Annotated in this window: 35 protein-coding genes; all 35 read left to right on the top strand. The window is 68.6% G+C overall.

The window, feature by feature from the left end; genetic code table 11:
* Positions 1-346: 346 nt before the first annotated feature.
* The 35 genes from rpsJ (at position 347) to truA (ending at position 19809) form a co-directional block, all read left to right on the top strand.
* Positions 347-652 (top strand): 30S ribosomal protein S10, encoded by a 306-nt coding sequence (rpsJ, locus tag L2C96_RS25395; RefSeq protein ID WP_003883485.1) that lies wholly within the window; start codon positions 347-349, stop codon positions 650-652.
* A gap of 31 nt (positions 653-683) precedes the next feature.
* Positions 684-1340: a 50S ribosomal protein L3 gene (gene rplC, locus L2C96_RS25390; protein ID WP_017986605.1), complete on the top strand. Its 657-nt coding sequence runs from the start codon at positions 684-686 to the stop codon at positions 1338-1340.
* The gene (gene rplD, locus L2C96_RS25385; RefSeq protein WP_017986606.1) at positions 1337-2023 is read left to right on the top strand and encodes a 50S ribosomal protein L4; all 687 of its coding nucleotides are present in this window, start codon (positions 1337-1339) and stop codon (positions 2021-2023) included. The genes rplC and rplD overlap by 4 nt, the downstream gene beginning before the upstream one ends.
* Positions 2020-2331: a 50S ribosomal protein L23 gene (gene rplW / locus L2C96_RS25380; protein ID WP_017986607.1), complete on the top strand. Its 312-nt coding sequence runs from the start codon at positions 2020-2022 to the stop codon at positions 2329-2331. The genes rplD and rplW overlap by 4 nt, the downstream gene beginning before the upstream one ends.
* A gap of 16 nt (positions 2332-2347) precedes the next feature.
* A complete protein-coding gene (rplB, locus tag L2C96_RS25375) occupies positions 2348-3181 on the top strand; it encodes a 50S ribosomal protein L2 (RefSeq protein WP_026153757.1) in 834 nt (277 codons plus the stop codon).
* 18 nt (positions 3182-3199) lie between these two features.
* Complete coding sequence (rpsS, locus tag L2C96_RS25370) at positions 3200-3481, top strand: 30S ribosomal protein S19 (protein ID WP_017986609.1); 282 nt, start codon at positions 3200-3202, stop codon at positions 3479-3481.
* Between the two features lie 31 nt (positions 3482-3512).
* A complete protein-coding gene (rplV, locus tag L2C96_RS25365) occupies positions 3513-3914 on the top strand; it encodes a 50S ribosomal protein L22 (protein ID WP_026153758.1) in 402 nt (133 codons plus the stop codon).
* Positions 3914-4759 carry a 30S ribosomal protein S3 gene (gene rpsC / locus L2C96_RS25360; RefSeq protein ID WP_017986611.1) on the top strand — a complete coding sequence of 282 codons (846 nt, stop codon included), beginning with the start codon at positions 3914-3916 and terminating at the stop codon, positions 4757-4759. The genes rplV and rpsC overlap by 1 nt, the downstream gene beginning before the upstream one ends.
* A gap of 3 nt (positions 4760-4762) precedes the next feature.
* Complete coding sequence (gene rplP, locus L2C96_RS25355) at positions 4763-5182, top strand: 50S ribosomal protein L16 (RefSeq protein ID WP_017986612.1); 420 nt, start codon at positions 4763-4765, stop codon at positions 5180-5182.
* Entirely contained in the window at positions 5182-5430 is a 249-nt protein-coding gene (gene rpmC, locus L2C96_RS25350; protein WP_017986613.1) for a 50S ribosomal protein L29, read from the top strand. Before rplP ends, rpmC begins: the two co-directional genes overlap by 1 nt.
* The gene (gene rpsQ / locus L2C96_RS25345; protein ID WP_020417563.1) at positions 5430-5735 is read left to right on the top strand and encodes a 30S ribosomal protein S17; all 306 of its coding nucleotides are present in this window, start codon (positions 5430-5432) and stop codon (positions 5733-5735) included. Before rpmC ends, rpsQ begins: the two co-directional genes overlap by 1 nt.
* A 79-nt stretch (positions 5736-5814) precedes the next feature.
* Complete coding sequence (gene rplN, locus L2C96_RS25340; RefSeq protein WP_017986615.1) at positions 5815-6183, top strand: 50S ribosomal protein L14; 369 nt, start codon at positions 5815-5817, stop codon at positions 6181-6183.
* Positions 6183-6497 carry a 50S ribosomal protein L24 gene (rplX, locus tag L2C96_RS25335; RefSeq protein ID WP_017986616.1) on the top strand — a complete coding sequence of 105 codons (315 nt, stop codon included), beginning with the start codon at positions 6183-6185 and terminating at the stop codon, positions 6495-6497. Before rplN ends, rplX begins: the two co-directional genes overlap by 1 nt.
* Positions 6497-7060: a 50S ribosomal protein L5 gene (rplE, locus tag L2C96_RS25330; protein ID WP_017986617.1), complete on the top strand. Its 564-nt coding sequence runs from the start codon at positions 6497-6499 to the stop codon at positions 7058-7060. The genes rplX and rplE overlap by 1 nt, the downstream gene beginning before the upstream one ends.
* Positions 7060-7245: a type Z 30S ribosomal protein S14 gene (locus L2C96_RS25325; protein ID WP_017986618.1), complete on the top strand. Its 186-nt coding sequence runs from the start codon at positions 7060-7062 to the stop codon at positions 7243-7245. Before rplE ends, L2C96_RS25325 begins: the two co-directional genes overlap by 1 nt.
* 74 nt (positions 7246-7319) lie before the next feature.
* Positions 7320-7718, top strand: coding sequence for a 30S ribosomal protein S8 (gene rpsH, locus L2C96_RS25320; RefSeq protein WP_020417564.1), 399 nt, complete (start codon positions 7320-7322; stop codon positions 7716-7718).
* Positions 7719-7735: 17 nt separating this feature from the next.
* Positions 7736-8275 carry a 50S ribosomal protein L6 gene (rplF, locus tag L2C96_RS25315; RefSeq protein ID WP_017986620.1) on the top strand — a complete coding sequence of 180 codons (540 nt, stop codon included), beginning with the start codon at positions 7736-7738 and terminating at the stop codon, positions 8273-8275.
* 2 nt (positions 8276-8277) lie between these two features.
* On the top strand, positions 8278-8679 hold the full coding sequence (rplR, locus tag L2C96_RS25310; protein ID WP_027932626.1) for a 50S ribosomal protein L18: 402 nt from the start codon (positions 8278-8280) through the stop codon (positions 8677-8679).
* A 37-nt stretch (positions 8680-8716) separates the two neighbouring features.
* Positions 8717-9346: a 30S ribosomal protein S5 gene (rpsE, locus tag L2C96_RS25305; RefSeq protein ID WP_017986622.1), complete on the top strand. Its 630-nt coding sequence runs from the start codon at positions 8717-8719 to the stop codon at positions 9344-9346.
* A gap of 1 nt (position 9347) precedes the next feature.
* Positions 9348-9533 carry a 50S ribosomal protein L30 gene (rpmD, locus tag L2C96_RS25300; protein ID WP_020417566.1) on the top strand — a complete coding sequence of 62 codons (186 nt, stop codon included), beginning with the start codon at positions 9348-9350 and terminating at the stop codon, positions 9531-9533.
* A complete protein-coding gene (gene rplO, locus L2C96_RS25295) occupies positions 9530-9976 on the top strand; it encodes a 50S ribosomal protein L15 (RefSeq protein WP_020417567.1) in 447 nt (148 codons plus the stop codon). Before rpmD ends, rplO begins: the two co-directional genes overlap by 4 nt.
* Before the next feature lie 81 nt (positions 9977-10057).
* Complete coding sequence (locus L2C96_RS25290) at positions 10058-11011, top strand: hypothetical protein (protein WP_237338057.1); 954 nt, start codon at positions 10058-10060, stop codon at positions 11009-11011.
* Between the two features lie 186 nt (positions 11012-11197).
* Positions 11198-11797, top strand: coding sequence for a LysE family translocator (locus tag L2C96_RS25285; RefSeq protein ID WP_237338056.1), 600 nt, complete (start codon positions 11198-11200; stop codon positions 11795-11797).
* 178 nt (positions 11798-11975) lie between these two features.
* Positions 11976-13283 carry a preprotein translocase subunit SecY gene (gene secY, locus L2C96_RS25280; protein WP_027935791.1) on the top strand — a complete coding sequence of 436 codons (1308 nt, stop codon included), beginning with the start codon at positions 11976-11978 and terminating at the stop codon, positions 13281-13283.
* The gene (locus L2C96_RS25275; RefSeq protein WP_026153762.1) at positions 13280-13834 is read left to right on the top strand and encodes an adenylate kinase; all 555 of its coding nucleotides are present in this window, start codon (positions 13280-13282) and stop codon (positions 13832-13834) included. Before secY ends, L2C96_RS25275 begins: the two co-directional genes overlap by 4 nt.
* Positions 13831-14643 (top strand): type I methionyl aminopeptidase, encoded by an 813-nt coding sequence (gene map / locus L2C96_RS25270; RefSeq protein WP_020417570.1) that lies wholly within the window; start codon positions 13831-13833, stop codon positions 14641-14643. The genes L2C96_RS25275 and map overlap by 4 nt, the downstream gene beginning before the upstream one ends.
* A gap of 238 nt (positions 14644-14881) precedes the next feature.
* Positions 14882-15103, top strand: coding sequence for a translation initiation factor IF-1 (infA, locus tag L2C96_RS25265; RefSeq protein ID WP_005443304.1), 222 nt, complete (start codon positions 14882-14884; stop codon positions 15101-15103).
* A 32-nt stretch (positions 15104-15135) separates the two neighbouring features.
* A complete protein-coding gene (gene rpmJ / locus L2C96_RS25260) occupies positions 15136-15249 on the top strand; it encodes a 50S ribosomal protein L36 (protein WP_004558882.1) in 114 nt (37 codons plus the stop codon).
* Positions 15250-15453: 204 nt separating this feature from the next.
* Entirely contained in the window at positions 15454-15834 is a 381-nt protein-coding gene (rpsM, locus tag L2C96_RS25255) for a 30S ribosomal protein S13 (RefSeq protein WP_017986631.1), read from the top strand.
* Positions 15831-16037, top strand: coding sequence for a hypothetical protein (locus L2C96_RS25250; protein ID WP_017986632.1), 207 nt, complete (start codon positions 15831-15833; stop codon positions 16035-16037). The genes rpsM and L2C96_RS25250 overlap by 4 nt, the downstream gene beginning before the upstream one ends.
* Before the next feature lie 19 nt (positions 16038-16056).
* Complete coding sequence (gene rpsK, locus L2C96_RS25245) at positions 16057-16458, top strand: 30S ribosomal protein S11 (protein WP_017986633.1); 402 nt, start codon at positions 16057-16059, stop codon at positions 16456-16458.
* Positions 16459-16481: 23 nt separating this feature from the next.
* On the top strand, positions 16482-17087 hold the full coding sequence (gene rpsD / locus L2C96_RS25240; protein WP_020417571.1) for a 30S ribosomal protein S4: 606 nt from the start codon (positions 16482-16484) through the stop codon (positions 17085-17087).
* Between the two features lie 91 nt (positions 17088-17178).
* Positions 17179-18246, top strand: a complete 1068-nt coding sequence (locus L2C96_RS25235) for a DNA-directed RNA polymerase subunit alpha (protein WP_017986635.1) — start codon at positions 17179-17181, stop codon at positions 18244-18246.
* Between the two features lie 79 nt (positions 18247-18325).
* On the top strand, positions 18326-18907 hold the full coding sequence (gene rplQ / locus L2C96_RS25230) for a 50S ribosomal protein L17 (protein WP_027935793.1): 582 nt from the start codon (positions 18326-18328) through the stop codon (positions 18905-18907).
* A 65-nt stretch (positions 18908-18972) separates the two neighbouring features.
* Positions 18973-19809 carry a tRNA pseudouridine(38-40) synthase TruA gene (gene truA, locus L2C96_RS25225; protein WP_237338055.1) on the top strand — a complete coding sequence of 279 codons (837 nt, stop codon included), beginning with the start codon at positions 18973-18975 and terminating at the stop codon, positions 19807-19809.
* Positions 19810-19950 lie beyond the last annotated feature (141 nt).

The following is a 19950-nucleotide window of genomic DNA, read 5'->3' as shown; positions in this document are numbered from 1 at the left end:
GTGCTTATAGCACCCCGGGGCCGGGTTGTGGAACCACGTGTGCGACACTAGTTGAGTTGCTCGTTGCGGGGCGGCCGATATCTCTAGAGAAATCGGCCGCCCCGGCGCGAGCGGCCTTGGTCCGTGGGTTTCCCAGGGGGAGACCGCGGGCGCGACAGATGGCCGGCACGGCCGTCTCGCGGTGAAGACCAACCGGCACGACGACGATCCTCCTACGGGATCAGTCTGCGCAGCGGGCGCGACACGCCCGACCGCGTGGATCGGACGCGAGGGCGTTGACGTGCGGAAACCGGCGCGAATGCGCGGGTAGAGATAGCGGCACAAGACGAAGGAACGAGCTGCGACCATGGCGGGACAGAAGATCCGCATCAGGCTCAAGGCCTACGACCACGAGGCGATCGATGCCAGCGCGCGCAAGATCGTCGAGACGGTGACGCGCACCGGCGCCTCGGTCGTCGGACCTGTGCCGCTGCCCACCGAGAAGAACGTTTACTGCGTCATCCGCTCGCCGCACAAGTACAAGGACTCGCGCGAGCACTTCGAGATGCGCACGCACAAGCGGCTGATCGACATCCTCGACCCGACGCCGAAGACGGTCGACGCGCTCATGCGCATCGACCTCCCGGCGAGCGTCGACGTCAACATCCAGTAAGCGTTGGGCGAGCGGCGGAGATAAGAGACTCATGTCTGACAGGCAAGTAAAGGGCATCCTGGGCACCAAGCTCGGCATGACCCAGGTCTTCGGCGAGGACAACCGGATCGTTCCGGTGACCGTCGTGCAGGCCGGGCCGAACGTGGTGACCCAGATCCGTACCCAGGACAACGACGGCTACCAGGCCGTGCAGCTGGCTTTCGGCGCCGTGGACCCGCGCAAGGTCAACAAGCCGGTGACCGGCCACTTCCAGAAGGCCGGCGTGACGCCGCGGCGTTACCTCGCCGAGCTGCGCACGACCGACGCCGAGAGCTACGAGGTCGGCCAGGAGATCACCGCCGAGGTGTTCCCCGCCGGCTCGCGCGTCGACGTCACGGGCACCAGCAAGGGCAAGGGCTACGCCGGTGTCATGAAGCGCCACGGCTTCAAGGGCCAGGGCGCCAGCCACGGTAACCAGGCGAAGCACCGCGCCCCCGGCTCGATCGGTGGCTGCGCCACCCCGGGCCGCGTCTTCAAGGGCCTGCGGATGGCCGGCCGCATGGGTGGCGTCAAGGTCACCACGCAGGGCCTGACCGTCCACGACGTGCGCGCCGAAGAGGGCCTGCTGCTGATCAAGGGCGCCGTCCCCGGCCCCAAGGGCAGCCTCGTCTTCGTCAAGACCGCCGCGAAGGGTGGTGCTACCGAATGACCAGCGTCGAGCTGAAGACCCCGGCCGGCAGCGCCGAGGGCACCGTCGAGCTCCCCGCCGAGATCTTCGACGTGCAGGCCAACGTGCCGCTGATGCACCAGGTCGTGGTGGCCCAGCAGGCCGCCGCGCGCCAGGGCACGCACGACACGAAGACCCGCGGCGAGGTCTCCGGTGGCGGCAAGAAGCCGTACCGCCAGAAGGGCACCGGCCGCGCCCGCCAGGGTTCGACCCGCGCCCCGCAGTTCGCCGGCGGTGGCACCGTCCACGGCCCCACGCCGCGCGACTACACCCAGCGCACCCCGAAGAAGATGAAGGCCGCCGCCCTGCGTGGCGCCCTCTCCGACCGGGCGCGCGCCGGCCAGGTGCACGTCATCACCGAACTGGTGTCGGGCGAGAAGCCCAGCACCAAGGAGGCGAAGAAGGTCCTCGCCGCCGTGACCCAGGCCAAGCGCCTGCTGGTCGTGCTGCACCGCGAGGACGAGCAGGGCTGGCTGTCGGCCCGCAACCTGCCGAACGTGCACCTGATCAACCCCGACCAGCTCAACACCTACGACGTGCTGGTCAACGACGACGTGGTGTTCACCAAGGCCGCGTACGACGCCTTCATCGCCGGTCCCGTCAAGGGCAAGGCGGCCAAGGCTTCGGCTCGGGCCAGCGAGGTTGAAGGGAGTGAAGCGCAGTGAGCAGCGTTGCCATCCCGGACCCTCGTGACATCGTGCTCGCGCCGGTGATCTCCGAGAAGTCCTACGGGCTCCTCGAGGACCACAAGTACACGTTCGAGGTCCGGCCGGACGCCAACAAGACGCAGATCAAGATCGCCGTCGAGCAGATCTTCGGCGTCAAGGTCGTCAGCGTGAACACGCTGAACCGGCAGGGCAAGCGCAAGCGGACCCGCTACGGCTTCGGCAAGCGCAAGAACGTCAAGCGCGCCGTCGTGACGCTGTCCGCCGAGAGCAAGCCGATCGAGATCTTCGGCGGACCCGCCGCGTAAGGGACGGAAAGCTGTCATGGGTATTCGTAAGTACAAGCCGACGACTCCGGGCCGCCGTGGCTCGAGCGTGTCGGACTTCGCCGAGATCACCCGGTCCGAGCCGGAGAAGTCGCTGCTGCGCCCGCTGAGCAAGTCGGGTGGCCGCAACTCCTCGGGCAAGATCACCACCCGGCACAAGGGTGGCGGCCACAAGCGGGCCTACCGGGTCATCGACTTCCGGCGCAACGACAAGGACGGCATCCCGGCCAAGGTCGCGCACATCGAGTACGACCCCAACCGGACCGCCCGCATCGCGCTGCTGCACTACGCGGACGGCGAGAAGCGCTACATCATCGCGCCGGACAAGCTCAAGCAGGGCGACACGGTGGAAGCCGGCCCGCGCGCCGACATCAAGCCGGGCAACAACCTGCCGCTGCGCAACATCCCGGTCGGCACCGTGGTGCACGCCATCGAGCTGCGTCCCGGTGGCGGCGCGAAGATCGCCCGCTCCGCCGGCGCCCGCGTGCAGCTGGTCGCCAAGGACGGCCCGTACGCCCAGCTGCGGATGCCCTCGGGCGAAATCCGCAACGTGGACGTGCGCAACCGCGCCACCGTCGGCGAGGTCGGCAACTCCGAGCACCAGAACATCAACTGGGGCAAGGCGGGCCGCAACCGCTGGCGCGGCAAGCGCCCGACCGTCCGTGGTGTCGTCATGAACCCGGTCGACCACCCGCACGGTGGTGGTGAGGGCAAGACCTCGGGTGGTCGCCACCCGGTCAACCCGAACGGCAAGCCGGAGGGCCGCACCCGCCGCCGCAAGCCGTCCGACGCACTGATCGTCCGCCGCCGGCGTACCGGCAAGAAGCGCTGAGCAGGGAGGTAAGACAACATGCCGCGTAGCCTGAAGAAGGGCCCGTTCGTGGACGACCACCTGCTCAAGAAGGTGGACGCGCTCAACGAGTCGGGCAAGAAGACCGTGATCAAGACCTGGTCCCGCCGGTCCACGATCATCCCGGACATGCTGGGTCACACCATCGCGGTGCACGACGGCCGCAAGCACGTGCCGGTGTTCGTCAGCGAGGCCATGGTCGGCCACAAGCTTGGCGAGTTCGCTCCGACGCGGACCTTCAAGGGTCACGTCAAGGATGACCGGAAGTCGCGCCGCCGCTGAGCGGGCACACGAGAGTTAGGGAAAGCAAGCGATGACAGCCCCAGAAACCGCTCCGGCCCAGGTGGCCGTGGCGCGGGCTCGCTTCGTCCGGGACTCGCCGACGAAGGTGCGCCGGGTGATCGAGCTGATCAAGGGTCTTAGCGCCGCCGAAGCCCTCGCCGTGCTCCGGTTCTCGCCGTACGCGGCGAGCCAGCCGGTGGCGAAGGTGCTCGCCAGCGCCGTGGCCAACGCCGAGAACAACCTCAACCTGGACCCGGACACGCTGTTCGTGAAGAACGCGTACGCCGACGAGGGCCCGACCCTCAAGCGCATCCAGCCGCGCGCCCAGGGCCGTGCGTACCGGATCCGGAAGCGCACCAGCCACATCACGGTCGAGGTGGAGTCGCGTCCGGAAGCGAAGAAGAGCGGTAAGAAGAAGGCAGGTGGCCGCTAGTGGGCCAGAAGATCAACCCGCACGGCTTCCGGCTGGGGATCACCACCGACTGGAAGTCGCGCTGGTACGCCGACAAGCAGTACGCGGAGTACGTGGCCGAGGACGTCAAGATCCGCAAGCTGCTGTCCACGGGCATGGAGCGCGCCGGCATCTCCAAGGTCGAGATCGAGCGCACCCGTGACCGCGTGCGGGTCGACATCCACACCGCGCGTCCGGGCATCGTGATCGGCCGCCGCGGCGCGGAGGCCGACCGGATCCGCGGCTCGCTGGAGAAGCTGACCGGCAAGCAGGTCCAGCTGAACATCCTCGAGGTCAAGAACCCCGAGGCCGACGCGCAGCTGGTCGCCCAGAGCGTCGCCGAGCAGCTGTCCAACCGCGTGGCGTTCCGCCGCGCGATGCGCAAGGCGATCCAGACGACCATGCGTTCGTCGCAGGTCAAGGGCATCCGCGTGCAGTGCAGCGGCCGCCTCGGCGGTGCCGAGATGTCGCGGTCGGAGCACTACCGCGACGGCCGGGTCCCGCTGCACACGCTGCGCGCGGACATCGACTACGGCTTCTTCGAGGCCCGCACCACCTTCGGCCGCATCGGCGTGAAGGTGTGGATCTACAAGGGTGACCTGGTCGGCGGCCTGAAGGCCAAGGCCGAGCGGGACGCCGCGGCCGCCAACGAGCGTCCGCGCCGGGAGCGTCCGTCGCGCCCGCGCCGTTCCGGCGCCCAGGGCACGACGCCGACCTCGACCGAAGCCGGCCGCGCCGCTGCCGCCGCGAAGGCCGACACGGATGTCGCGACCAGCGAGGCGCCCGCGCAGGGTTCGCCGGACGCGGCCGAGAAGACGGAGGGCTGAGGCGTGCTCGTCCCACGCAAGGTCAAGCACCGCAAGCAGCACTCGCCGAAGCGCGCCGGTGCCGCCAAGGGCGGCACGAAGGTCACCTTCGGTGAGTACGGCATCCAGGCGCTTGAGCACCACTACGTGACCAACCGGCAGATCGAGTCCGCTCGTATCGCCATCACCCGGCACATCAAGCGTGGCGGCAAGGTCTGGATCAACATCTTCCCGGACCGCCCGCTCACCAAGAAGCCGGCCGAAACCCGCATGGGTTCCGGTAAGGGTTCGCCCGAGTGGTGGGTCGCCAACGTGAAGCCGGGCCGCGTCATGTTCGAGCTGAGCTTCCCGAACGAGGCCCAGGCTCGGGAGGCGCTGCGCCGCGCGATCCACAAGCTCCCCATGAAGTGCCGCATCGTGACCCGTGAAGGTGGTGAGTTCTGATGGCGCAGGCAGGTGTCGCCGCCGCAGAGCTGCGTGAGCTCACCAACGAGGAGCTCGTGCTGCGCCTGAAGGAAGCCAAGGAGGAGCTGTTCAACCTCCGCTTCCAGATGGCCACCGGGCAGCTGGACAACAACCGCCGCCTCCGCACCGTCCGTGCCGACATCGCTCGGATCTACACGGTGATGCGGGAGCGTGAGCTCGGCCTGTCCGTTTCCCCCGACGCCGAGAATGAAGAAGGTGCTGCCTGATGAGTGAGCAGACCCCAGAGCTCGCCGCGCAGCCGGTGCAGAGTGCCGAGAGCGGTCGTAACTACCGCAAGGTCCGTGAGGGCTACGTCGTCTCGGACAAGATGGACAAGACGATCGTGGTCGAGCTCGAGGACCGCAAGAAGCACCGCCGCTACGGCAAGGTTCTCCGCTCCACCAGCAAGGTGAAGGCGCACGACGAGGAGAACACCGCCGGCATCGGTGACCGCGTGATCCTCATGGAGACCCGCCCGACCTCGGCCACCAAGCGGTGGCGGCTCGTGCGGATCGTGGAGAAGGCCAAGTAATCGGAGGCCCATCTCGGGCCTCCTCCGTTCCGCCAGGCTCGCCGGAAGGTGAGAACCGGCGCGACATACAGGAGTTGACGTGATCCAGCAGGAGTCGCGGCTGCGAGTCGCCGACAACACGGGTGCCAAGGAGATCCTCTGCATCCGCGTGCTCGGTGGCTCGGGACGGCGCTACGCGGGTATCGGCGACATCATCGTCGCCACCGTCAAGGACGCCATCCCGGCTGCCGGGGTGAAGAAGGGTGACGTGGTCAAGGCCGTCGTCGTCCGCACGACGAAGGAGCGGCGTCGCCCGGACGGCTCCTACATCAAGTTCGACGAGAACGCCGCCGTGCTCATCAAGAACGACAACGAGCCGCGCGGCACCCGCATCTTCGGCCCGGTCGGCCGTGAGCTGCGTGACCGCAAGTTCATGAAGATCATCTCGCTGGCGCCGGAGGTGCTCTGATGAAGGTGAAGAAGGGCGACACGGTCGTCGTCATCGCCGGCAAGGACAAGGGCGCCAAGGGCAAGGTCATCAAGGCCTACCCGGAGCGCCAGCGGGTGCTGGTCGAGGGCGTGAACCGGATCAAGAAGCACACCCGGATCTCCCAGACCCAGCGCGGCGCGCAGTCCGGCGGCATCGTGACGCAGGAGGCCCCGATCCACGTGTCGAACGTGATGGTCGTGGACTCCGACGGCAAGCCGACCCGCGTGGGCTACCGCATCGGCGAGGACGGCAAGAAGGTTCGCATCTCGCGCCGGACCGGTAAGGACATCTGATGACGACCGCAGAGAAGATCGTGCCGCGGTTGAAGACGCGGTACCGCGAAGAGATCAAGGGCGAGCTCCGCAGCGAGTTCGGCTACGAGAACGTCCACCAGATCCCGGGCGTGGTCAAGGTCGTCGTCAACATGGGTGTCGGCGACGCCGCGCGGGACAGCAAGCTGATCGACGGTGCGATCCGCGACCTCGCGGCCATCACCGGTCAGAAGCCCGAGGTGCGCCGGGCGCGCAAGTCCATCGCGCAGTTCAAGCTGCGTGAGGGCCAGCCGATCGGTGCGCGCGTGACGCTGCGCGGCGACCGCATGTGGGAGTTCCTGGACCGGCTGCTGACGATCGCGCTGCCGCGTATCCGCGACTTCCGCGGGCTGTCGGCCAAGCAGTTCGACGGCAACGGCAACTACACCTTCGGTCTCAACGAGCAGTCCATGTTCCACGAGATCGACCCCGACTCCATCGACCGCCCGCGCGGCATGGACGTCACCGTTGTCACCACCGCTACCACCGACGACGAGGGCCGCGCGCTGCTCCGCAAGCTCGGCTTCCCGTTCAAGGAGAACTGATGGCCAAGAAGGCTCTGATCGCCAAGGCGGCCCGCAAGCCGAAGTTCAAGGTGCGTGCCTACACGCGCTGCAACAAGTGCGGCCGGCCCCACTCGGTGTTCCGCAAGTTCGGACTGTGCCGGGTTTGCCTGCGCGAGATGGCGCACGCGGGCGAACTCCCCGGTGTGTCCAAGTCCAGCTGGTAGGAACGACAGAAGCTCCCACTTCGCCACAGGCCCTCTGACTAGGGGGAACCAGGCGAGAAAGGTTGAAGGTCACCATGACGATGACCGACCCCATCGCAGACTTCCTGACACGTCTGCGGAACGCCAACTCGGCGTACCACGACGAGGTCGTGGTGCCGCACTCGAAGCTCAAGGCGAACATCGCCGAGATCCTGAAGCGCGAGGGTTACATCTCGGGCTACCGGGACGAGCCGGGTGAGAAGCACAAGAACCTCATCGTGGAACTGAAGTACGGCCGCAACCGCGAGCGCAGCATCGCCGGTCTGCGCCGCGTGTCCAAGCCGGGTCTGCGGGTGTACGCCAAGTCGACCGAGCTGCCGAGCGTGCTGGGCGGGCTGGGCATCGCGATCATCTCGACGTCGGGCGGCCTTCAGACCGACCGGCAGGCCAAGCGCAACGGTGTGGGCGGGGAAGTCCTCGCCTACGTCTGGTAACGGAAGGGAGAGCAGGCATGTCGCGCATCGGTAAGCAGCCGATCACCGTCCCTTCCGGGGTCGAGGTGACCATCGACGGCCAGAACATTTCGGTGAAGGGTCCCAAGGGCACCCTTTCGCACACTGTCGCCGAGCCGATCACGGTCGAGCGCGGTGAGGACGGCGCGCTGCTGGTCAAGCGCCCGGACGACGAGCGGGAGAGCCGTGCGCTGCACGGTCTGACCCGCACGCTGGTCAACAACCTGGTCGTGGGTGTGACCGAGGGTTACGAGAAGAAGCTCGAGATCCACGGTGTCGGTTACCGCGTCCAGGCCAAGGGCAGCAACCTCGAGTTCGCCCTCGGCTACAGCCACCCCGTGCTGATCGAGGCGCCGGAAGGCATCACCTTCAAGGTCGAGACCCCGACCCGGTTCTCCGTGTCCGGCATCGACAAGCAGAAGGTCGGCCAGATCGCCGCGGTGATCCGCCGGCTCCGCCGTCCGGACCCGTACAAGGGCAAGGGGCTGCGCTACGAGGGTGAGCGCATCCGTCGCAAGGTCGGAAAGACGGGTAAGTGATCATGAGCGAAACGGCAACGAAGAAGCGGAAGCCGGTCGGCAAGGACATCTCGACCCGGCGCCGCGTCGCGAAGGCGCGCCGTCACTTCCGGCTTCGCAAGAAGGTCGGCGGGACCGCCCAGCGGCCCCGGCTGGTCATCCACCGGTCCTCGCGGCACATCACGGTCCAGGTGATCGACGACGTGGCGGGCCACACGGTCGCCTCGGCGTCGAGCCTCGAGGCCGACGTGCGTGCGCTCGAGGGCGACAAGAAGGCCAAGGCCGCCAAGGTCGGCGAGCTCGTGGCCGCCCGTGCCAAGGGTGCGGGCATCTCCAGCGTCGTGTTCGACCGCGGTGGCAACCGCTACCACGGCCGCATCGCCGCGCTGGCCGACGCCGCTCGCGAGGCGGGGTTGGAGTTCTGAGAACCATGCACATGCTCGCGAATGGAAGGAAAGCCTGATGCCGGGACGTACACGGCAGGGCGGTGGACAGGGCGGTCCGGGCGGCAACGACCGCGACCGTCGTGACCGCCGCGACCGCCGCGACGGTGGCCGTGGCGGGGCCGGCCAGGAGAAGACCCCGCACCTCGAGCGCGTCGTCGCGATCAACCGCGTCGCCAAGGTCGTGAAGGGTGGTCGTCGCTTCAGCTTCACCGCCCTGGTGGTCGTCGGTGACGGCGACGGTCAGGTCGGCGTCGGCTACGGCAAGGCCAAGGAAGTTCCCGCGGCCATCGCCAAGGGCGTCGAGGAAGCGAAGAAGAACTTCTTCCGCGTTCCCCGGATCGCCGGCACCATCCCGCACCCGGTCCAGGGTGAGGAGGCCGCCGGTGTGGTCCTGCTCCGCCCGGCCAGCGCCGGTACCGGTGTCATCGCCGGTGGCCCGGTCCGCGCGGTGCTGGAGTGCGCGGGTGTGCACGACGTGCTGTCGAAGTCGCTCGGCTCGGACAACGCGATCAACATCGTGCACGCCACCGTGGCGGCCCTGAAGGGGCTCCAGCGTCCGGAGGAGGTGGCGGCCCGTCGCGGTCTGCCGCTCGAGGACGTCGCGCCGGCCCGGATGCTGCGTCAGCGTGCGGGACAGGGGGTCTGACATGGCTCAGCTCAAGGTGACCCAGGTCAAGAGCAAGATCGGCACCAAGCACAACCACCGGGAGTCCCTGCGGACCCTCGGGCTGCGCAAGATCCGGCAGTCCGTGGTGCGCGAGGACACCCCGGAGGTCCGCGGTCTGATCCACACCGTCCGCCACCTCGTGACTGTTGAGGAGGTCAAGGCATGACGGCCATCAAGATCCACCACCTGCGCCCGGCCCCGGGCGCCAAGCGCGAGAAGATCCGCGTCGGTCGTGGTGAGGGTTCGAAGGGCAAGACCGCCGGTCGCGGTACGAAGGGCACCAAGGCCCGGAAGAACGTGCCCGCCGGTTTCGAGGGTGGGCAGATGCCCATCCACATGCGGCTGCCGAAGCTGCGTGGCTTCAAGAACCGCTTCCGCACCGAGTACCAGCCGGTGAACGTCGGCGACATCGCCCGGGTCTTCCCGGACGGTGGCGACGTCACCAAGGAGCAGCTGGTCGAGCGCGGTCTGGTTCGCAAGAACGAGCTCGTCAAGGTCCTCGGCAACGGCGACCTGAACGGCGTGAAGCTGAACGTCACCGCCGACAAGTTCTCCTCGTCCGCGAAGGAGAAGCTCGAGGCGGCCGGCGGTTCGGCCACCGAGCTCTGAGTTCTGCCTGCGGCAAGGGCCCGCTGGTCTTCGGACCGGCGGGCCCTTTCCTTTGCGTGCTGGTGGTGCCACGATCGGGTGATGTCGTTCCCGGGGGTTCCACCTGGTTACCCGCCGGTGCCGAGCCGTCGACCTGGTTGGCACGGTGGACGTCTGCTGGGCGCCGCGCTGGCGTTGCTCGCCGCCGCGGCCGCCGTCACGGGCTCGTTCTTCGCGTTGTTCGAGGGCGAGCTGCTCTTCCAGGGTGAGCCGCAGCTGTCGCTGACGGTCACCGGGTGGGACCTGACCGCGGAGGCGGCGCAGCCCGGGATCCCGACGAACACCTTCGGCAGCCCGGTCCGCAACGGCTACCTGCTGGCGGCGGCCGGGTTGTTGCTGGTCATCGCGGCGGTGCTGAGCCTGGCCGCGGCGCGCCGCGATTCGTCGCCCGCCCGGAAGTTCGCGGCAGCGCTGGCCACGGCGACCGGCGCGGCCTTCCTCCTCGCGACCGCCGCCGGGATCGTCCTGCAGGGGGTCAGCCTCCACGAGAGCTTCCGCCCGCCGGGCGCCGCGGAGGGCGACGGCGATTTCTCGACGAGCGACCGGCTCGGACTCGGGTTCTGGCTGGTCGCGGGCGCCACCCTGGCGGCGATCGTGGCCGCGGTCCTGGCCGCCGCGCGGGGTCGCCGCGCGCCGCAGGACCTGACGACGCCGCGCTACGGGATCCCCGCGCCGTCCGGGTACCAGCCCGGACCCCAGTTCCCGGCCCCGACGAGGCACTGGCCCGGCGGCGAGCCCTACCCGAGCGCCCCGTCTGCGGGACAGGCCATGCCCCTGCCGCACGCCGGCTACCCACCCGGCCCGAGCACGCCCGGGCAGGGCGTAGGGAGTCAGGGCGAGCCGGGCGCGAACGCGGCGGGCCAGGGACTCTCGGGACAGAGCGGCTGGCGCCCGAACCCGGCAAGCCAGCACCATCCCGCCGAGGCGCAACCGGGGGAGCGCCAAGGGAGCTCGTCGGAAGGCGACCCGCGCGGCGAGGAGCGCCCAAGCTCCTAACGTCCCGCCTATCGGGTAGGTGGCGCTCGCCTCGCCGCCACCCGCCGCGCCGAGGTCCGGCAGCCGTGCCGGAGTGCGGTACCTCGCGATCCGCCGACATGCTGCCGCCGCTCGTGAGCTGCCGTGCCGCCGCCCGCCCCGAAAAATCAGCCGCCGCTCGTCAGCACAGCCAGTACCGTCACGGCGATGACCTGGTTGCTCGTCTTCCTCGGCGCCGCCATGCTCATCGCCCTCACGCCGGGCGCCAACAACCTTCTCGGGCTGCACCACGGCATCCAGCACGGCCTCCCGCGGGCCCTCGCGGGGCTGCTCGGGCGCTTGGCGGCCTTCACGCTCATGATCGGCGCCGTCGCGGCGGGGCTCGGTCAGCTGCTCGCCGCGTCCGAGCCCGCGCTCACCGCTGTCAAGTGGGCCGGTGTCGCCTACCTCGTCTGGCTCGGCGTCCGGCTCCTCCGCAGCAAGCCCCAGCCACCGGCGGAACAACCACCCGGCCCCGTGCTGCGCAAGGAGTTCCTCGTCGCCATCACCAACCCCAAGGCGATCCTCATCTTCACCGCGTTCGTGCCGCAGTTCGTCGATCCCGCGCACGGGTCACCCACCGCGCAGATCGCGATCCTCGGCGGCGTCTACCTCGTCGCCGAGTTCCTCGCCGGCACGGCCTACGCCGCGGTCGGCGCCGCGCTCAAGGCCGTCCGCCTGAGCGTCGAATCCCGGCGGAACCTGGACCGCGGCACCGGAGTGGTCCTGCTCGGCATGGCCGGCACCCTGGCCGCCTCCGGCTCATAACACGGCCTACCTCACAACCCTCCAACGCCCGGCTGTTAGAGTCGGGCGACGCGCTTCGGGGACCGACATGCCCCGGAGCGCTGCTGGCTTGCCAGCGACATGGTGTTCCTGCCGGCCAGCGTGCCGGCCAAGCCGATCGCCGGTGACACCCACCGGCGACGCCGAGGAGGTCCCCCGCGTGCTCAGCGCCTTTCGCTCGGCTCTCGCCACGCCGGACCTGCGCAAGAAGATCCTGTTCACGCTGTTGATCGTGGCCGTGTACCGGATCGGTGCGGTCACCCCGGCGCCCGGGGTCTCCTATCCCAATGTGCAGGCATGCCAGGCCGGTGCCGACCAGTCCGGCATCTACTCCCTGCTGAACCTGTTCAGCGGCGGGGCGCTCCTGCAGCTGTCGATCTTCTCGACCGGCATCATGCCGTACATCACGGCCAGCATCATCATCCAGCTGCTCACCGTCGTCATCCCGCGGTTCGAGGAGCTGAAGAAGGAAGGCCAGGCCGGCCAGGGCAAGCTCACGCAGTACACCCGGTACCTGACGATCGCGCTGGCGATCCTGCAGGCGACCGGTGTGGTGGCGCTCGCCGACCGCGGCCAGCTGTTCCCGGACTGCGCGCAGTCGATCATCCCGGACAACAGCATCTTCTCGCTGGCGCTGATCGTCATCACCATGACGGCGGGCACCGCGGTCATGATGTGGCTGGGCGAGCTCATCACCGAGCGCGGCGTCGGCAACGGCATGTCCGTGCTGATCTTCCTGAACATCGCGGCCCGCATCCCGGCTGAGGGCATGAACATCCTGAACAACCAGGGCGGTCTCGTCTTCGCGCTGGTGTGCCTCTTCGGCCTGGTGATCATCGCCAGCGTCATCTTCGTCGAGCAGGGCCAGCGCCGGATCCCGGTGCAGTACGCCAAGCGGATGATCGGCCGCCGGATGTACGGCGGCACGTCGACCTACCTGCCGATCAAGGTGAACCAGGCCGGTGTCATCCCGGTCATCTTCGCTTCGTCGCTGCTGTACCTGCCGGACCTGATCAGCCGTCTGTTCGGCGACCCGACCAGCGGCTCCGGCTGGCAGGCGTTCCTGCAGACCTACGTGGTCAACCAGTCCAGCTGGGTGCACATCCTGCTGTACTTCGCGCTGATCATCTTCTTCACGTACTTCTACATCACCATCACGTTCAACGTGGATGAGCGCGCGGAGGAGATGAAGAAGTTCGGCGGCTTCATCCCGGGCATCCGCCCCGGTCGGCCGACCGCCGAGTACCTGAGCTTCGTCCTGGGCCGGATCACCTTCCCCGGCTCGCTCTACCTCGGCATCATCGCGATCCTCCCGAACTTCTTCCTGTCCATCACGCAGGAGGGCAACAACCAGAACTTCCCGTTCGGCGGCACCGCCGTGCTGATCATGGTCGGCGTCGGCCTCGACACGGTGAAGCAGATCGAAAGCCAGCTGATGCAGCGGAATTACGAAGGGTTCTTGCGATGACGCGCCTGGTTCTTGTCGGCCCGCCCGGAGCAGGGAAGGGAACTCAGGCGGTAGCGCTGTCGCAGCGGCTCTCCATCCCGCACATCTCCACGGGTGACCTCTTCCGCGCTCACGTGGCGGAGCAGACGCCGCTGGGCGAGGAGGCGAAGCGCTACCTCGACTCGGGCGAGCTGGTCCCGGACAGCGTCACCAACGAGATGGTCCGCGAGCGCCTTGCCGAGTCCGACACCAAGGCCGGCTTCCTGCTGGACGGGTTCCCGCGCAACACCAAGCAGGCCGAGGTCCTCGGCGAGATGCTGGCCGAGTCGGACAGCGCGCTCGACGCGGTCATCCAGCTCGACGTGCCGGAGGACGTCCTGGTCGAGCGCCTGCTGGGCCGCGGCCGCACGGACGACACCGAAGAGGTCATCCGCCGCAGGCAGCAGGTCTACCAGTCGGAGACCGCCCCGCTGCTGGACTACTACCGCGACATCCTGGTCAAGGTGGACGGCGTCGGCGAGGTCGACGAGGTCTCCTCGCGGATCGTGAACGCTCTCGACGCGCGCGCGTGAACCTGGTGCCTTCCGTGCTCCGCCGCCACCGCGGCATCGAGATCAAGACGCCCGGCGAGCTGGACGCGATGCGGGCCGCCGGCATCGTGGTGGCCCGCACCCTCGCGGCCGTCGCCGAGGCCGCCAAGCCCGGCGTCAGCACCGGTGACCTCGACGAGATCGCCGAGCAGACCATCCGCGCGGCCGGCGCGGTGCCCTCGTTCAAGGGCTACCACGGCTTCCCGGCCTCGATCTGCGCGTCGGTGAACGAGCAGGTCGTCCACGGCATCCCGGCGAAGACGACGGTGCTGGCCGAGGGCGACCTGCTGTCCGTGGACTGCGGCGCCATCCTCGACGGCTGGCACGGCGACTCCGCCGTCACCCTCGCCATCGGCGCGGTTTCGGCCGCCGACCAGGCGTTGTCGGCCGCCACCCGCGCCGCGATGCTCGCCGGCATCGAGGCCGCGGTGCCCGGCGCCCGGCTGACCGACATCTCGCACGCCGTGCAGTCCTCCGCCGAGACGTCCTCGGCGGCCGACGGCACCTCCTACGGCCAGATCGTCGAGTACGGCGGGCACGGCATCGGCACCGAGATGCACATGGAGCCGTTCCTGCCCAACGTCGGCAAGCCCGGCAAGGGGCCGAAGCTCAAGCCCGGCATGGCGCTGGCCATCGAGCCGATGCTGACCGGCGGCAGCGCCGAGACAGTCGAGCTCGAGGACGGCTGGACCGTGGTGACCGCGGACGGCTCGCGTGCCGCCCACTGGGAGCACACCGTCGCCATCACCGAGGACGGCCCCCGCGTCCTGACCCTGCCCGAAGGCTCCTGACCTGCGGGTTCACCGCTTCCGGTGTGACTTGGGGTATCGTCGGAGTGACGTTGCCTACCACACATCACCCCGCCTCGCGAGGTGCGACACAGGCTGCGTACACTATCTAGCTGGCGTACTCATCACGCCGGTTCCAACGCGCTCGTCAATGCTCGGGTCCTTGGGGTCGGTGCGGCGTGTCCGCCGAACGCAAGAGTTGCCAATTCGGTGCTCTACCAAGTCACGAAACGCGGAGGACATGGCTAAGAAAGACGGGGCCATCGAGGTCGAAGGTCGGGTCATCGAGCCACTCCCCAACGCGATGTTCCGAGTCGAGTTGGAGAACGGTCACAAGGTCCTGGCACACATCAGCGGCAAGATGCGGCAGCACTACATCCGCATCCTCCCGGAAGACCGGGTTGTCGTCGAGCTGTCGCCGTACGACCTGTCTCGTGGGCGGATCGTCTACCGCTACAAGTGACGCGGTGAGCAACGCATAAGGAAGCAGGAGACGTGAAGGTCCAGCCGAGCGTCAAGAAGATCTGCGACAAGTGCAAGGTGATCCGCCGCCACGGCCGGATCATGGTGATCTGCGAGAACCTGCGGCACAAGCAGCGGCAGGGCTGATCACCGCCTGCACCACGCAGAGCGGACGGACAGCTGTATGACCTCCCCGCACCTGCCGGGCCACACGGCCCGGCCGACCCCCGGACTCCAGGCCGGGGCCGGGACACCGGACACGCAAGTGCTCCGGACGACATGCGAGTCGGTCCCGGAACCGGGCGGGGAGCACACCTGGAGCGACGAACAGCAGAAGGAGCATCAAGCGCCATGGCACGACTCGCCGGCGTAGACCTCCCCCGCGAGAAGCGGTTGGAGATCGCGCTGACCTACATCTACGGCATCGGTCGTACGCGCTCGAAGGAGCTCATCGCGGCCACGTCGCTGAACCCGGACACCCGGGTCCGCGACCTGACCGACGACGACCTCGTCAAGCTGCGCGACCACATCGAAGAGAACTTCAAGGTCGAGGGTGACCTCCGCCGCGAGGTGCAGGCCGACATCCGTCGCAAGATCGAGATCGGCTGCTACGAGGGCCTGCGGTGGCGCCGCGGTCTGCCCGTCCGCGGTCAGCGGACCAAGACCAACGCCCGCACCCGCAAGGGTCCGAAGAAGACGGTCGCCGGCAAGAAGAAGGCTGGCAAGAAGTGAGCGTCCAGGGCAAGAAGGTCGTGCGGATCGGCGCCGGGCAGGTGCGCCGCCGCAACAATTCGTGCGTTTCGCCGAAGGCCCTGTATGCCCGCCCGATGGCGCTTCGCCAGCTCTACACCGACGCCGGTTCGCTGATCCGGCGTGGCCAGCAGGAGGCCCGCGAGGCCGCCGCTGCCGCCGCACAGACCGAGAACTCGCGCTAGGCAGGAGAAACCACCCAACATGCCACCCAAGGCTCGCGCCGGGGCCAAGAAGGTCCGGCGGAAGGAAAAGAAGAACGTGGCCCACGGCCACGCTCACATCAAGAGCACCTTCAACAACACCATCGTGTCGATCACCGACCCGAACGGTGCGGTCATCTCGTGGGCCTCCTCCGGCCACGTCGGTTTCAAGGGCTCCCGCAAGTCCACCCCGTTCGCCGCGCAGATGGCGGCCGAGAACGCGGCCCGCAAGGCCGCGGAGCACGGGATGAAGAAGGTCGACGTGTTCGTCAAGGGCCCGGGTTCCGGCCGGGAGACGGCGATCCGTTCGCTGCAGGCCGCCGGTCTCGAGGTCGGCACCATCCAGGACGTGACCCCGCAGCCTCACAACGGCTGCCGCCCGCCCAAGCGGCGCCGGGTCTGAGGAACGGGGAGGAGTAACAACAGATGGCTCGCTACACCGGCCCCGCGACTCGCATCTCGCGGCGCCTCAAGGTTGACCTCGTCGGCGGCGACCAGGCTTTCGAGCGCCGCCCGTACCCGCCCGGCCAGCACGGCCGCGGCCGGGTCAAGGAGTCCGAGTACCTGCTCCAGCTGCAGGAGAAGCAGAAGGCTCGCTACACGTACGGCGTCCTCGAGCGGCAGTTCAGCCGCTACTACAAGGAGGCCGCGCGGCGCCCCGGCAAGACCGGTGAGAACCTGCTGCAGATCCTCGAGTCGCGCCTCGACAACGTCGTGTACCGCGCCGGCCTGGCCCGTACCCGCCGTCAGGCGCGTCAGCTGGTGGCGCACGGTCACTTCACCGTCAACGGCGTGAAGGTGACGATCCCCAGCTACCAGGTCGAGAAGTTCGACATCATCGACGTGCGGCCGAAGTCGCTCCAGATGCTGCCCTTCGTGGCCGCCAAGGAGTCGTTCGGCGACCGGCCGATCCCCGGCTGGCTGCAGGTCGTGCAGTCCAACCTGCGCATCCTGGTGCACCAGCTCCCCGAGCGGGCGCAGATCGACGTTCCGGTCCAGGAACAGCTGATCGTCGAGTACTACTCGAAGTGATCGGCCGCGGCGGCGCGCACCCGCGCGTCGCCGCTCCGCCATCCCTTTCGGCGTCATATGGCGGGCGCCGGCAGGAAAGGAAGAGAAGAAAGTGCTGATTTCCCAGCGACCGGCCCTCGGCGAAGAGCCGATCAACGAGACCCGGTCCCGGTTCACCATCGAGCCGCTGGAGCCCGGCTTCGGGTACACGCTCGGCAACTCGCTGCGGCGCACGCTGCTGTCGTCCATCCCGGGCGCGGCGGTCACCAGCATCCGCATCGACGGTGTGCTGCACGAGTTCACCACCGTCCCCGGGGTGAAGGAAGACGTCACCGACATCATCCTGAACCTCAAGGAACTGGTCGTGTCGTCCGAGGAGGACGAGCCCGTCACCATGTACCTGCGCAAGCAGGGCCCGGGTGAGGTCACCGCGGCCGACATCGTTCCGCCGGCCGGTGTCACCGTGCACAACCAGGATCTGCACATCGCCTCGCTGAACGGCAAGGGCAAGCTGGAGATCGAACTGGTCGTCGAGCGCGGCCGCGGTTACGTGCCCGCTCAGCAGAACAAGCAGGCTGGTGCCGAGATCGGCCGGATCCCGGTCGACTCGATCTACTCGCCGGTGCTGAAGGTCACCTACAAGGTCGAGGCGACCCGTGTCGAGCAGCGCACCGACTTCGACAAGCTGATCCTGGACGTCGAGACCAAGCCGTCGATCACCCCGCGCGACGCCGTCGCGTCGGCCGGTAAGACGCTGGTCGAGCTGTTCGGCCTGGCCCGGGAGCTCAACGTCGACGCCGAGGGCATCGAGATCGGCCCGTCGCCGCAGGAGGCGGACACCATCGCCGCCTACGCGATGCCGATCGAGGACCTGGACCTCACGGTCCGGTCGTACAACTGCCTCAAGCGCGAGGGCATCCACACGGTCGGCGAACTGGTCTCGCGCAGCGAGGCCGACCTGCTCGACATCCGCAACTTCGGCGCGAAGTCGATCGACGAGGTCAAGATGAAGCTCGTCGGCCTCGGCCTGTCGCTGAAGGACAGCCCGCCCGGGTTCGACCCGACCGCGGCTGCTGCCTCCTACGAGGGCGGCGAGAGCTGGTCCGCCGAGGGTGTCGGCGGTCTGTCGGACAACGGCCACGACGACGGCCAGGACTACGCAGAGACGGAGCAGCTGTAAGGACGGCGGCCCGCCTCGCCGAGTGATTCGTGCGGGGCGGGCGCCGGCCTGAAAGCGGCCGGATTTACGAGGAGAAGCAATGCCCACCCCCACGAAGGGCCCCCGTCTCGGTGGATCCGCGGCCCACGAGCGGCTGATGATGGCGAACCTCGCCACGTCGCTGTTCGAGCACGGCAAGATCACCACGACCGAGGCCAAGGCCCGCCGGATGCGGCCGCTCGCCGAGAAGCTGATCACCAAGGCGAAGCGCGGCGACCTGCACAACCGGCGTCAGATCCAGCGCGTGATCCGCGACAAGGACGTGGTTCACAAGCTGCTCGCCGAGATCGGCCCGTTCTTCGCGGACCGCAACGGCGGTTACACCCGGATCACCAAGACGCTGCCGCGCAAGGGCGACAACGCCCCGATGGCGGTCATCGAGCTGGTGTCCGAGAAGACCGTCACCTCGGAGGCGGAGAAGGCGCGGAAGACCAAGTTCGCGAAGGATGAGGCTGCCGCTCCCGCCGCGACCGAGGCCGAGGAGACCAAGGCCGCTGAGGCGACCGACCAGGACGCTGAGGCGCCCGAGTCGGCCACCACCGAGGCGACCGCCGAGCCGGCCGAAGGTGCCGACGACGCTGCTGCCGAGGCCAAGGACGACGCCAAGAAGGACGAGTCCTGACGGCAGAAGTTTCACGCGACGAGCCCGCTGCTCCCTCCGGGGAGGGCGGGCTCGTTCGTCTGCGCTTGGACGTCAGCTACGACGGCACGCAGTTCTCGGGGTGGGCCCGCCAGCCCGGCCGCCGCACGGTGCAGGGCTTGCTGGAGGAGGCGCTGGCGAAGCAGCCGCCCGGGGCCGCGGTGCCGAAGTCGGTCGTGGTGGCCGGCCGCACGGACGCCGGGGTGCACGCGACCGGGCAGGTCGTGCACGTGGACGTGGTGCCGCTGTCCGGGCCCGCCGGACGGCTGGCGGTGGATGACCGGGGGATTCCCGACCTTGAGCGCATGCGGCACCGCTGGAACCGGTTCCTGCCGGGCGACGTGCGAGTGCTGGACGCCCGGGTCGCGCCGGACGGTTTCGACGCCAGGTTCTCCGCGATCCGCAGGCACTACCGTTACCGGGTCTCGGACGCGCCGTGGGGCGTTGATCCGTTGCGCCGGTTCGACACCCTCGCCTGGGGCCGCCCGCTGTCGCTGACGGCGATGAACGAGGCTTCCGAGGCGCTGTTGGGCCTGCGGGACTTCGCGGCGTTCTGCAAGCAGCGCGAGGGCGGCACGACGATCCGCGAACTCCAGCGGTTCACGTGGCGCCGGATCGATTCGCATGTCGTCGAGGCTGAGGTGTCGGCTGACGCGTTCTGCCACTCGATGGTGCGCAGCCTGGTCGGCGCGATGCTCCTGGTGGGCGACGGCCGTCGCCCGACCGAGTGGCCGACTGAGCTGTTGCGTGGGGGAGTGCGGGACAGCGCCGTGGCCCCAGCACACGGCCTGACGTTGATCGGCGTGGACTACCCGGCCGACGAGGAACTGGCGGCACGGGCCGAACAGACCCGCAACATGCGAGCGGCCTCCGAGGCCAGCTAGTTATCCACAATCCACAGCGGTTATCCACAGGGCAGCACCGGGCGTGAACAGCGCAAAAAAACCGCCGCCCGGCAACGAAAAGTAAGCGACCACCCCAACCAGACCTCCCCCGCCCCCGATCCACAGCCGATCTTTAGTCGC

Source organism: Amycolatopsis tucumanensis, from assembly GCF_021654135.1.
Taxonomy (GTDB): Bacteria; Actinomycetota; Actinomycetes; order Mycobacteriales; family Pseudonocardiaceae; genus Amycolatopsis_E; species Amycolatopsis_E tucumanensis.
The sequence above is the reverse complement of the archived record's forward strand: the minus strand, read 5'-3'. Positions and strand labels throughout refer to the sequence as shown.